8 protein-coding genes are annotated in these 12,689 nt (G+C 52.8%); 3 read left to right on the forward strand and 5 right to left on the reverse strand.

Features of this window, described 5'->3' with window-relative positions; genetic code table 11:
- Positions 1 to 95: 95 nt before the first annotated feature.
- The 5 genes from ACQKPC_RS09590 to ACQKPC_RS09610 all read right to left on the reverse strand — a co-directional run bounded on the left by ACQKPC_RS09590 (position 96) and on the right by ACQKPC_RS09610 (position 8,684).
- The gene (locus tag ACQKPC_RS09590) at positions 96 to 4,358 is read right to left on the reverse strand and encodes a glycosyltransferase (protein ID WP_427624264.1); all 4,263 of its coding nucleotides are present in this window, start codon (positions 4,356 to 4,358) and stop codon (positions 96 to 98) included.
- Positions 4,345 to 5,718: an ABC transporter ATP-binding protein gene (locus ACQKPC_RS09595; protein WP_427624265.1), complete on the reverse strand. Its 1,374-nt coding sequence runs from the start codon at positions 5,716 to 5,718 to the stop codon at positions 4,345 to 4,347. The genes ACQKPC_RS09590 and ACQKPC_RS09595 overlap by 14 nt, the downstream gene beginning before the upstream one ends.
- Positions 5,708 to 6,535 carry an ABC transporter permease gene (locus ACQKPC_RS09600; RefSeq protein ID WP_427624266.1) on the reverse strand — a complete coding sequence of 276 codons (828 nt, stop codon included), beginning with the start codon at positions 6,533 to 6,535 and terminating at the stop codon, positions 5,708 to 5,710. The genes ACQKPC_RS09595 and ACQKPC_RS09600 overlap by 11 nt, the downstream gene beginning before the upstream one ends.
- Positions 6,535 to 7,080 carry a dTDP-4-dehydrorhamnose 3,5-epimerase gene (gene rfbC, locus ACQKPC_RS09605; RefSeq protein ID WP_427624268.1) on the reverse strand — a complete coding sequence of 182 codons (546 nt, stop codon included), beginning with the start codon at positions 7,078 to 7,080 and terminating at the stop codon, positions 6,535 to 6,537. Before rfbC ends, ACQKPC_RS09600 begins: the two co-directional genes overlap by 1 nt.
- Before the next feature lie 617 nt (positions 7,081 to 7,697).
- The gene (locus ACQKPC_RS09610) at positions 7,698 to 8,684 is read right to left on the reverse strand and encodes a glycosyltransferase family 2 protein (protein ID WP_427624269.1); all 987 of its coding nucleotides are present in this window, start codon (positions 8,682 to 8,684) and stop codon (positions 7,698 to 7,700) included.
- Positions 8,685 to 9,233: 549 nt separating this feature from the next.
- On the opposite strand from ACQKPC_RS09610, the gene ACQKPC_RS09615 reads away from it, so the two are divergent.
- The 3 genes from ACQKPC_RS09615 (at position 9,234) to ACQKPC_RS09625 (ending at position 12,689) form a co-directional block, all read left to right on the forward strand.
- Positions 9,234 to 11,228, forward strand: a complete 1,995-nt coding sequence (locus ACQKPC_RS09615; protein WP_427624375.1) for a polysaccharide biosynthesis protein — start codon at positions 9,234 to 9,236, stop codon at positions 11,226 to 11,228.
- Positions 11,229 to 11,340: 112 nt separating this feature from the next.
- Entirely contained in the window at positions 11,341 to 11,688 is a 348-nt protein-coding gene (locus tag ACQKPC_RS09620; RefSeq protein WP_427624271.1) for a ComEA family DNA-binding protein, read from the forward strand.
- Between the two features lie 206 nt (positions 11,689 to 11,894).
- Positions 11,895 to 12,689, forward strand: coding sequence for an SDR family NAD(P)-dependent oxidoreductase (locus ACQKPC_RS09625; RefSeq protein ID WP_427624273.1), 795 nt, complete (start codon positions 11,895 to 11,897; stop codon positions 12,687 to 12,689).

A 12,689-nucleotide genomic window follows, 5' to 3' on the forward strand; every position in this document is an offset into this window, starting at 1 on the left:
TACTCCAGCGTCTTTGTTAAAAGCAGGGGGCTATTATATGCTTCGCCCCGCTGTGCAGCATAAAAATTACCAATGTGTCACTTTGATAATTTAGTTTAATTATGTACTCTTGGAGGCCATGCTAGACCAAAATCTTCATGATCAAGAGTGAGGTTAACATTATAGATGTAGTCATAGGACATATTTGGCCACCGGCTTTGCATATATATAACTTCTTGTTGGAATCGTTGTTTTTTCTGTGGCGTATCTTCTAACCCGCGCGTAGCTGATTCATGGTGATAAAGCTCTGCGTAGGGAGTCCAAACATTTCTGTAACCGACCTCAAATACCCTTAGGCAAAAATCAACGTCGTTAAAGGCTATCTTCAGATTGGTTTCGTCCAAGCCATTAACTTCATTGAAAATTGATTTTCTAATCACCAAGCATGCAGCTGTCACTGCGGAAAACTCTTGAATCAACCCCCCTCTACAAAAATACCCATAGTCGCCTTTTGGAAGATACTTATGAGAGTGGCCGGCGACACCGCCGATACCTATAACGACTCCACCATGCTGAAGTCTATCGTCTGGATACCAGAGTCTTGCACCCACTGCACCAATGCCAGGCTGTAATGCAATGGATACCATCTCATCTAACCATTCTGGTGTAATTACCTCGATGTCATTGTTAATTAGACCTACAAGTTCGCCGCGAGCCTTTTTGACAGCTTCATTATTTAAAGCTGAATAGTTAAAGGGGCCGTCATCACGTAGTACTGTTATATTCTCTTCCTGGTTTATTTCTTCAAAGTACTTGATGGACTCTGGGTCGTCCGAACCATTGTCGACAAGAATTATTTCGTAGTTTGTATAGGTCGTTAACTGCTTAATGCTATCAATACATTGCTTAACCAACTCATGCGCATTCCGAGTCGGAATGATCAAGCTAACCATCGGAAGAACATCTGGCAATTGATAATGGATACGGTACATACCCATAGGCAGTAACTCGGTCGTACCAATATTACCTTTCCGCTGCAAGTGCTCGTCGAGGGCCTTTACACCAGCCAAGGCTGCATATGGCTTCTCGTCGCCGGCCATTGCCGTGCTGCCACTGTGCATCCGCCAGTGATAAAGCACTCGAGGGATGTGGATGATTTCATCGCGGCTAAGTTTCTCGACGCAGCGCAGCGCCAGATCATAGTCTTGCGCACCTTCGAAGCCGACACGGAACTGACCAACCTCATTCACCAGGTCGCGACGGTAAACGCCCAGATGGCAAATCATGTTTTGTGAGCGGAACAGATATTCGTTCCAGTCGGATTTGAAATAAGGCGAGCTTCGCTGGCCTTGGGTGTCGATTTTGTCTTCGTCGGAGTAGATCAAGCCTACATTCGGGTTTTCGAGGATGGTGCGAGCAACCCAGTACAGAGCGTGTTCTGGTAGCAGGTCGTCGTTGTCCATCAGCGCAATATATTGACCTTTGGCTATTTCCAGTGCCGAGTTGCTGGCACGGGATATATGACCATTTTCAGGTCTGAAAACCACCTCAATTCGCTGGTCTTCAGCAGACAGTGATTTCAGGTAAGTGAGGACTTCCGGATCTGTTGAGGCGTCGTCCGCGAGACACAGTTGCCAATTCGGGTATAGCTGATCTTTGACGCTGTCGACGGCTTCGCGCAACAAGTCCAAAGGTGGGTTGTATACCGGCATGATTATGGAGATCAGAGGTGCGCTGTCCCAACGACCAATTTCCTTCGTGATGCGTGCTCGTGCGCTGGCGTCGATAGTGTCGTAATACTCGACCCACAATGCGTAATCGTGGCGATCTGGCACGTCTCGAGTTTCTTGGCCGGCGAAGGCCAGATTTTCTGGCCGATTCAGCCAGCGGAGGCGAGCGAGAACCCCAGCAGTTCCTTGAGCTTTCCAGATGCTATGCGCTTTTTTCAGGGTTTTTTGTACGCCACCGCTACGTTTGATTATCTGGGGGATCAACCGCAGTACTTTTTCCAGGCGTCTTGTGAGAACGATTGATTTGCGCAGTGGAGCAGTGACAAGCCAGCTTGTTGATCCTTGAAGTGCTTGGATCGTTAAGTTCAGGTTATGGATATGTGTATTTTTTTCATGGGCAAGCTGGGCTAGATCTGCGGCGGATTTTTGAAGAGCCTTTTCCGAGTCCTGATGGAGTTTGGTATTTATGCCAATCAGCAGTGGCATAGGGTCTTGCTCTTGGAGTTGCTTTTCACCCAGCCCCGGCTGAATGGACAAGCCCAACTTTTCAAAGACATAACGGTTGTCGTGGCGATGGATTTTTAACTCCAATACCGAATCTGCCCGCTCTGGCAAGTTGTCCAGCTTGATTGGAAGGGTAAAAAACACGTCTTCAGTCGTGCTAAGAAGCAACCCACTTTTCCCTATCCCATTGAGCAGCTGCAAGGCTCCCGAGCAATGGGATAGCTCTTCAAGTTTACCGGACCATTCCCACTCGACGTTGTTGCCGTGCAGGACGCGCAACGACGCAATAGAGAAGCAGGTCTGCTTGTTGACCGGATCCAGTCGCAAGAATGTCGACGATGCCGGGATGCTACTCAACGGGAAGGTCAATGTTCGTTGGTCGAGTGTGATCTCGCGATGAATGACTGCTTGTTCATTAAAGCCGTCTTCCGTTTCCGCGTAGTACAGCGATGCACATAGTTGAGCATCTGCATCCAGAGCTTGCGGATTGACAGGATCGTCTGGCAGCCAGTTCAGAAAGGTGTCACGCGCTCGACCGGTTACCTGCTCCTGGAAGCGGGACTCTTCGGTGACGTATTTATCCAGTTGTGCTGAGTTGACAGACAAGCCTACAGCGTTGAATGCGCCAGATACGAACTCTCGACGAGTCAACTGTCGCTGAGCTGCCGGCAGAGGACCGGTGCTGGCTAGAAGCAGCAGCAGCCCACGCATCAATAGGTGGCCAAACTCGACGCCCTCGCTGGCTTCCCACTCGATGTCGATGAGCTGTGGTGTGCCGTCGCTTTGTAGTACGACGTTTTGAGGTACCGCGTCGATGAACCTCCCAGGCAAGCGCTCATCTGCGCTGATCAATGGAAGGTTGATTCCTTGATCGGCAAGCAGATTTCGCAGGTGGTCCACATAGCTCTTCATGAACTCTGCAAACTGCTCCATCGACCAGTTCGAAAGGCTGGCAATCGAGAGGAAATCCAGGCTCAGTACGCGTCCCTGAACGTAGCGGTCAGTTTCAGGAAGAATGTAGTTGAAGCCGCTGTCATCAGCTGCGGGCTTGTCAGCGTTGAGTCGAGTGTATTGAACGCTAATGCCTTCGGGGGTTTCTACGAACAGCGCCTGCTTGCAATACGCAGCTTTTCGGCCGGTACTGAAGTGATAGGCCAGTACGTTATCGGCAATGGTCTTGTCGTCTTCGCACGAGGCGGCAATCAGGAAGGAGTTCGCCAGCTCCATTCCCAAGTGGTTGTCGACGACGACAGGCCATGCTTTCTCAAGGTTGAAGAGAGTGTCGAGCGGCAACTGCGGGTCCTTCTTAACGTTTTGAACGTTCAAGCTGCCCGAATCGAAGTCTTTTACGGTGATGCCGCGTTCCGTAAAGATAGAATTTGGAATTTTGTAGTCAGGACTTGGCGAAAGGAATTCCGAACGTTTGTAGCCCGCGCGTGCGATCAGGTCTGCAAGTTCTTTGCGACCATAGGTTTGCGGTTGTCCGGATGTGTAGCGACCTTCGATGCCGTACATCTTGATGCCGACATGGTCTTCGGGAGCACCAGCGAAATACTTCAGGCCCAGCTGGTTTTCGATCGCAATGAACAGTCGGCCATTTGGTTTCAGAAGTTCGCGAATACGTTTGAGCATCGCATAGGCCGGATCCGGGTCCGAGCTGAACATGCTGGCGTATTCGAGCACACCGATTAGTGTAATCGCGTCGAAACGCTCTTCGGTTTTGAAGTCGTCAAACCGTTCGGAAAGAACCGTAACGTTATCGAGGTCTCGGGTCCGGCTAGCGGCGATAGCTGCCCGGCGTGGGCTGCCCTCCAAGCTCAAAACGTCACCGCCGCACTCGCCTAGATAACGGCTGATTGCGCCACAACCTGCACCAATCTCAAGGATGCGTCCTTTGAGATGAGCTTCGAACGGGCGAAGGATGTTCCCGCGAGCTGAGCTGAGGTGGTAAAGAGTCGCCCAGTCGTGGCAGTGCCTGGAAAGCTCCACCGACAACACGGATACGTCGCTGGCATTGCGGACAATTTGAGCCAGGTGGTTTTCTGCGTGATCACCGTCGCTATAGGCAATGCCTTGATAGTCGGAGCGTAACCATACGCCTGTCTCTGGGCTACGGGAGTATCCGTTGCGCTCAAGCTCGAGCATTGTTATTTACCTGATCAAAATCCATGGAAACAGCCAAATCTATCAAGCCATGATGGCGAGGTGTGGGTGAGACGATGAAGTGGATGGAGTCATATCGACGGTCGTGTGGGACGATTTCTTCGCCCTGGCGAGAGGCCAGTCCAACCGATATGAAATAGTCGCCGGAAGCCAGTTTGTTCTGAAAGCTCAAGCGCGCTTTGGCCTGGGTGCCTGCTGCTCCCATCCGGCTCATGTCGTCGCAATCGAGCAAATAGGAGTTAGTACCATAGATGGTCACTCCTTCTTTGGTTTTGATTGTGAATCCGAGTATTGGATTAACGACGAGATGGTTGAACTTGATGGCCAGAGAGAGGGTGACCTGTTCACCTGCATCGATAGTGTTCGGGTACTCACGACCACCTGCGCTCAGGTGGAAGTCCAGCAAGGTTGCAGCGCCATCACCCCAACGGTACTCATGAGGGTTGTAGCCAACTTGGGTGGAGTACTTGTCTTCACCAAAACTAAGACCGTCGTCTGCGAACGGAGCAGTGATTTCCAGCTTACTGGAAGAGGCTTGCTCCTGAGGCTGCTCGGTTTCGGCGTCTTGGCGTTTATCCCTACCGAATAGGATGTCAAGGTATCGATTAATGACCGGGCGAGATTTATCGATCAGTTCGACTCGGCTTCGCTCCAGCAGAATCGCACGGGAACAATGCGTAACCACTTGCTCGCTGGCGTGGGTCACTAAAAGAATACTGGTGCCATTGTCCTTCAACTGACGCAGGCGTTCGAAGCACTTGGCCTGAAATCTGGCGTCCCCTACGGACAGAGCTTCATCGACGATCAGGATGTCCGGATCTACTTGCGCCTGTACGGCAAACGCCAATCGTACAGCCATGCCGCTCGAATACGCTTTTACAGGTTGGTCGATGAATTCGCCAATGTCTGCGAAGCTAGCGATTGCATCGAATCGATGGTCCACCTCATCGCGGCTTAGCCCGAGAACGGCTGCGTTCAGATAGATGTTCTCTCGCCCTGAGAACTCGGGGTTGAAACCTGAACCGAGCTCAAGCAGTGCAGCGATTCTGCCGCGGGTTTCTACCACACCTGTTGTTGGTGTCAGCGTGCCGCTGATGATCTGCAGCAGGGTTGATTTTCCGGAACCGTTTCGACCAACGATACCAACGGTTTCGCCTTTCTGAACGGTGAAATTGACGTCCCGCAGAGCCCAGAACTCTTTGCCATAGGTTGTAACTGGGCGACCGACCATTCGTTGTAATCTGGGCACGAAGGCTTGCTTGAGTCGATCCTGAGGCTTTTCATAGGTATAAAAGCATTTGGAGACGTTACTTACGCTGATTGCAAAATCATCAGAGGACATCAGCAAATCCCTTACGTGTTTTCTGGAATACCCAATAGCCGGCAGCCGCCATCAGCGCCCCGATAGCCATTGCAACAAAAAGGCTACCCCATTGAGGCAAGTGTCCGAACAGCAGGATGTTGCGGCTCTCCTCGATGATGTAGGTGAGCGGGTTCAGTTTCAGCCATGGCTGATAGGCGGGGGGGAGCGCCGCCACTGGGTATAACACAGGCGAAAGAAACAGCAGAACGGTGGTCAGAACACCAATGACATGGCTGACATCGCGCAGGAATACGCCAAGTGACGCCAGCAGCCAGCTGATACCCAAGGTCCCCAGAACCAAGGGCATTAATACCAGCGGGAGTAGGGCCGCAGTCCATGGAAGAGCGTGAGTCAAGAGCAACTGCGCAAGCACCAGGACGATCAAGCTTATGCAGGTATGGAACAACGCAGAGCCTAGCGTGATCAGTGGCAGAATTTCCAGCGGAAATACCACCTTCTTGACGTAGTTACTGTTCGACAGAATCAGGGACGGTGCTCGGTTGGCGCATTCGGCGAACAGACCATGCACGATCATGCCAACGAACAGCAGAATCGCGAATTGACCTTTACCCGCATCCTGGCCAACCCATCGAGCCTTGAAAATCTCGGAGAAGACAAAGGTGTATACCGCCAACATCAGGATTGGGTTGAAGAAGGACCATGCCAGTCCCATTACCGAACCTCGATAGCGGCCGATGACTTCACGCCTGGTCATTTGAGCGATCAGTTGGCGGTTGTGCCAGAGGCTTCGCAGCAGGCTAAGAGGGCCGCTTGCCGGGGAAAGATGTGGGTTCACTAAGCTAATACCTCGGCGTTTTGGAGTAGCACGGCCGCTTGGTCTTTGGTGGAAAGCGTTGGTGCAGCAGCTAGTGGCCAATCAATTCCGATACTCGGATCGTTCCACGCCAGGCTGCGCTCGTGAATGGGGGCGTAGTAATCAGTTGTCTTGTACAAGAACTCTGCGTTCTCGGACAGCACCACGAAGCCGTGGGCGAAACCTTCTGGAACCCACAGTTGCTGCTTGTTTTCAGCACTCAGGTGGGCGCCTACCCATTTGCCGAATGTCGGAGAGCTTTTACGCAAATCCACCGCGACGTCGAACACCTCACCTTGCGTTACACGCACCAGCTTGCCCTGAGTTTGTTTGACCTGATAGTGCAAGCCTCTGAGCACACCCTTTACCGAACGTGAATGGTTGTCCTGTACAAACTGGACGGAGCGTCCAACAGCTTCTTCAAAAGCTTTTTGATTGAAACTCTCATAGAAGAATCCGCGGTCATCCCCAAAAACCTTTGGCTCGAACAGAATGACTTCCGGGATGGCAAGAGGTGTGGCTTTCATCGTTATAAAGTCTCCACCAGAAACGAGGTGAGGTCTTTGCTATGGCCTTGGCGCAATGGCAAGGAGGCAAAGTCATCGAAAAATCGGTTGTGTGTCCGGCGTTGGCTGCGGACAATATTCATACAGGTCAGGCGGGCCATACTCGTTCGATTGACTGAGGCGATACTGAAGCGAATGAACTCACTCATTGCTTGAGGCCTTTCTGACCGAGTGGTGAGGGCCATTCCACTTTGCTTCATTTCGTTCCTTCAGTTTTTCGGTATTGGACCAAGGTTACTTCGGTAGCCCGAGACGTCTTCCTGGCAAAATGTTTCGGGATGACTGTCGATCATCGCCGCAGCCATCTGTCTCTCAAAGCCTGAAAAATTACTTTGGCGTATCCGCTGAAAATCGCTTGGTGAAGGCTTGAAAAACGTTCATCGCCTACATTTTGCAGCGCTGCCTGAAGTGATATTTTTTTTGATGGCCATTGGCCGGCTGTTCTTCGCCTTGGGCGGGCGGCACCTTACCATATATGCGGCTTGGAGGCATCCATGGCGCTGCAATTCCCGCAAGATCAGGAGGGGTGAGGCCCGGTGTCGGAGTACTGATTTTCTGGGTTGTTGAGCGGTGCTGCTTCAAATTTTGTTCAGGCATGCGGCAAGGAAAAGGCTGACGTTACCTTTGCCGGTCTGGCGATAGATACCCGACTCTTTCATTAGATAAAGCCTGCGCAACAGAGAGCTTTGGCGAGCCTGCTCAAATTGCTCCAGTGTCTGTCGGTTCTCGGGCGTTAACTTCAACTTGAAGTCCGCAAGCACAATCAGGTTTTGATTGCTCCACTCATTGAACCGTCCCGAACACATCTTGCCCAGGCGGATCAGGCGTTCTTTAAGCCCTGAATTGGCGCCAATCAGGTTGCCGCCATGCTGTCGGTAGTCGAGCGTTGGCGTTTGATCGAAAATCACTTTGCCACCACATCCACTGACCAGAAGATAAGTCAGCCAGTCGTGGGCGACGATGGTTGCGTCATCAGCCGTCTGCGCTAGCAATTCCCTTGTTTGGCGATTTATGAGCATCGTGTTTGCCCCGGCAATGCTTTGTACCAAAGCGTTGCGGAAGTGAGGGGGTGCCAAAAAGCGCGGAGAAACGCCGATCACCTGCCGGTCAGCGGAGATGAGGCGAGTCCTGGAGCAATAAAGTGCGGGGGTGTTTTGTACATCTGCCAGATTGGCGATGCTTCGTTCCAGCTTATCCGGGAACCAGACATCGTCTTGATCACTGAATGCAAAATAATCAGCTTCAATGGATGGGTTTTTTATTAGCGACAGAAAGTTCTTTGCGAAGCCTTGGCGCGGGCCCTCCAGAATGATTAAACGATCTTCTCCCTGTTTGGTTTGAAAGTCCTTCAGGAGACTGATGGTTTCATCGCTTGAGCCATCGTCCGATGCATAGATAACCCAATTTCTATGGGTTTGCATCGTGAACGACTCCAGTTGTTCGCTGATAAACTCAGAGCCGTTATAGGTGCAAAGCAAGATGGCAACTTTGGCGCTGGTAGCCGTAAAGACGGTGTTCTTGTTGGCGCCCGCGTTCAGTTCGGGTATTTGGGGCTGCGTGTTCATTTTCTAATCTCAAACATTGCCGAATTGAATACGGTATCTGCGACTAAGCTGTAGTTTTTAGAGCGCGAGCAGTGCACAAATCAGGACAGGATTTCGGGTGTAGAGGGGCGAAGCCAGTGCTCGGAAACTGTCCACGACCCAATCCGGGCGGCATTTTAAGATGGTTTTCTCGAAAAGTCTGTTCAGCAGGCACTTCGTTGGAAAAAAGTGATCGCATATCAGAGGCGTGAAATGACAACGTCCACCCGTCGAGGCCTCCGATTTGATGGGTGAGTGGCGGGAAGACGAGTGCTAGCTATGCTGGGTCAATCAATTTCTCAGCGCTTGTTGAGGTAGATACGGTGTCCGAAGGATAGATTTTTCTAGATTTGAGTTTTGGTACTGGCCCATTGATGGTTGAGGCAGTTGCGATTGCTTCTCATCAAAGCTGATTTGTTGATTTATGCTGCGGTATCAATCGCTTATATGTGATGTGCTGAAACTGCTCAGACGAGTACAATCCAATCGCGCATTTAGGTGGGGGAGTGGGAAATAGTGTTCGATGACGTTATGGAGAGACTCAGGACGTTCCTTTTAGGCTTGCCGCGCCGGAAAAAGCGCCTCATTCAGGTCGCCACCGACGTGCTGCTTGTGTGGGTTGCCTTATGGCTTGCCTTCATCGTCCGCCTCGGCATCGACGACATGTACAATCCCTTGAAGGTCCACTTCTGGCTTTTCGCCTGCGCGCCGGTTGTAGCCATTCCCTTGTTCATCCGCTTCGGCATGTACCGAGCGGTCATGCGTTATTTTGGCAATGATGCCCTGATAGCCATCATCAAAGCTGTCAGCCTGTCATCCCTGATCCTGGCGGTCGTTGTCTACTGGTACAGCAACCACCAAACCGTCGTCCCGCGCTCAATCATCTTCAACTACTGGTGGCTAAGCCTCGTCATCATCGGCGGCCTACGCCTGTGCATGCGCCAATACTTCATGGGCGACTGGTTCACCGCTGCCCAGCACGTACCGTTCACCAGCCGTGATGACGGCCTCACCAAAGTCGCCATCTACGGCGCAGGCGTGGCCGGTAATCAGTTGGTTGCTGCATTACGCATGGGCAGGGTGATGCGCCCGGTGGCATTCATCGACGACGATTCCAGCATCGCCGATCGCTCTATCTCAGGCCTCCAGGTCTACAAACCCAAGCACATCCAGCAGATGATTGACGTCACGGGCGCCCAGGAAATTCTCCTGGCGCTCCCATCGTCCACCCGCGCACGGCGCCGGGAAATTCTCAATCTGCTGGAAGGTTATCCGCTTCACGTGCGAAGCGTCCCGAACTTCACCGATCTGGCCAGCGGTCGGGTCAAGGTTGAAGACATTCAGGAAGTGGATATCGCTGACTTGCTCGGTCGTGATGCCGTGCCAGCCCAGTCCGATTTGCTCGAGCGCTGTATCAAAGGCAAGACAGTGATGGTTACTGGCGCCGGCGGATCGATCGGTTCGGAGCTGTGTCGGCAGATTTTCTCCCTTGGCCCGACCACGCTTATTCTGTTCGAACACAGTGAGTTCAACCTCTACAGCATCCTGTCAGAGCTGGAGCAGCGTGCCAGTCGTGAGTCGGTGTCGGTTCAGTTGCTGCCTATTCTCGGCTCCATCCGTCACCCGCATAAACTGCTCGATGTGATGAAGACCTGGCGCGTGGATACCGTTTATCACGCAGCGGCTTATAAACATGTGCCGATGGTCGAGCACAACATTGCCGAAGGCGTGCTCAATAATGTCATCGGCACGTTGAACACTGCTCAGGCTGCCTTGCAGTCGGGTGTGGCCAACTTCGTGCTGATCTCCACCGATAAAGCCGTGCGTCCGACCAACATCATGGGCAGCACCAAGCGTCTGGCGGAGTTGACCCTTCAGGCCCTCAGTCGTGAAATTGCTCCGGTGCTGTTTGGCGATAAAGCCAATGTATCCCGGGTCAATAAAACCCGTTTCACCATGGTTCGTTTTGGCAATGTGTTGGGATCTTCCGGTTCGGTGATTCCGTTGTTCCACAGTCAGATCAAGTCGGGTGGGCCTTTGACGGTGACCCATCCGAAGATCACCCGTTACTTCATGACCATCCCCGAAGCCGCGCAACTGGTGATTCAGGCCGGTTCCATGGGGCAGGGCGGTGATGTGTTTGTGCTGGATATGGGCGAGCCGGTGAGGATTGTCGAGCTGGCGGAGAAGATGATTCATCTGTCTGGTTTGAGCATCCGTTCCGAGCGAAATCCCCAGGGCGATATTTCGATCGAGTTCACTGGGTTGCGTCCGGGCGAGAAGCTCTACGAAGAGTTGTTGATCGGGGATAACGTCGCTGCGACGCCGCATCCGATGATCATGACGGCCAATGAAGATCATTTGCCCTGGGATGTGCTCAAGAGCCGTTTGACTGATTTGTTGCTCGCCGTCGAGCAGGACGATTATTCCCGCGTGCGCCAACTCTTGCGCGAAACGGTCAGCGGCTATACCCCCGACGGGGAGATTGTCGACTGGATTCATCAGCAACGCCGCCTCGAACCCTGATTGTTTCACATCCTGTAACGGACACATTTTTGACAGCTCCACCACATCGCCTAAGTTTGGAAGGCAGCTTCGGAAAAGCTGCTTTCTCAATCGATGTCATGGAGCTTCATTTATGCGTACTGGCTATTTCTACTCTCTGGTTTTTGCCCTGCTCACCAGCGCCTCTATTGCGGCCATTGCTGCACCGACGGCTACACCGACGGGCGCGCCAGAGGCTGCCAAGGCACCCCTGATGCTGGATGCTGCCGCCAAGGCTCAAACCGCCAAGGTCGATCTCAATGGCGCCGATGCGCCGACTCTGCAGCGCGAGTTGTCCGGGATTGGTGAGGCCAAGGCCAAGGCGATTGTTGCTTATCGTGAGAGTAATGGGCCGTTTTCGTCCGTCGACGAATTGCTGGAAGTGAAGGGGATTGGCAAGGCTATTCTGGACAAGAATCGCGAGAAGCTGGAAGTGAACTAAGCTTGTAGATCCACTCCAAGAGGCCGGTCATTGACCGGCCTTTTTGCATATTGCCGCAGAGGGCGATCCGAAGCCTTTCATCGGGACGGGAAAAATTACGTCTATCATATGGCGCTTAAATTATGCCTATAATAAATTCGTCATTTGTTGATGCGCCCTGATTTTCAGACGCTCACCTTCCTCAAGCATCCTCCAGGAGCACCGTCATGAATTCTGTCCAGAACCAAGGTACGGCCCTCGTCACCGGTGCTTCTTCCGGCATCGGTGCGGTTTACGCGGAGCGGTTGGCGGCGCGTGGTTTTGATTTGTTGCTGGTGGCCCGTGATCAGGAACGGCTGGAGGCCGCGGCGAGCCAGTTGCGCGCGGCGCATGGGGTTCAGGTGGAGGTGCTGAAGGCGGATCTGACGCAAAAGGATGATGTGTTGAAGCTTGAGCAGCGCCTGCGTAGCGATTCGAGTATCAGCCTGTTGCTGAATAACGCCGGTGTCGCGGCGGATGGTTTGCTTGCCAATGCGGATCTGGATGAGCTGGAGCGTTTGATTCAGCTGAACGTCACCACGGTGACGCGGTTGGCCTCGGCAGCGGCGGCCGGTTTTTCCAAGGCCGGTCGGGGGACGATTATTAACATTGCCTCGGTGGTGGCGTTGTTCCCGGAGCGGTTCAATGCGACGTACAGCGCGAGCAAGGCTTATGTGTTGAGTCTGACTCAGTCGTTGGACGCCGAACTGCAGGGCACCGGGGTTCAGGTTCAAGCGGTGTTGCCGGGCGTCACACGTACCGAGATCCTGGAGCGGTCCGGTATCGATGCGTCCCAGATTCCGGCGGACATGATCATGGAAGCAGGGGAGATGGTCGACGCGGCATTGTCGGGTCTGGACCAGGGTGAGTTGATCACCATTCCTTCGTTACCGAATGCCTCCGAGTGGGAGGCCTTTATGGCGGCGCGTCATGCGATGGCGCCGAATCTGTCCAGAAGCACGGCCGCCACGCGTTACAAGTGA

The organism is Pseudomonas sp. NPDC089918 (genome assembly GCF_050280605.1).
GTDB lineage: Bacteria > Pseudomonadota > Gammaproteobacteria > Pseudomonadales > Pseudomonadaceae > Aquipseudomonas.

Coding starts and splice junctions, on each gene's coding strand:
- ACQKPC_RS09610 (WP_427624269.1), bottom strand. CDS start 8,684: ATGAACACGCAGCCCCAAATACCCGAACTGAACGCGGGCGCCAACAAG.
- ACQKPC_RS09595 (WP_427624265.1), bottom strand. CDS start 5,718: ATGTCCTCTGATGATTTTGCAATCAGCGTAAGTAACGTCTCCAAATGC.
- ACQKPC_RS09625 (WP_427624273.1), top strand. CDS start 11,895: ATGAATTCTGTCCAGAACCAAGGTACGGCCCTCGTCACCGGTGCTTCT.
- ACQKPC_RS09620 (WP_427624271.1), top strand. CDS start 11,341: ATGCGTACTGGCTATTTCTACTCTCTGGTTTTTGCCCTGCTCACCAGC.
- rfbC (WP_427624268.1), bottom strand. CDS start 7,080: ATGAAAGCCACACCTCTTGCCATCCCGGAAGTCATTCTGTTCGAGCCA.
- ACQKPC_RS09590 (WP_427624264.1), bottom strand. CDS start 4,358: ATGCTCGAGCTTGAGCGCAACGGATACTCCCGTAGCCCAGAGACAGGC.
- ACQKPC_RS09615 (WP_427624375.1), top strand. CDS start 9,234: ATGGAGAGACTCAGGACGTTCCTTTTAGGCTTGCCGCGCCGGAAAAAG.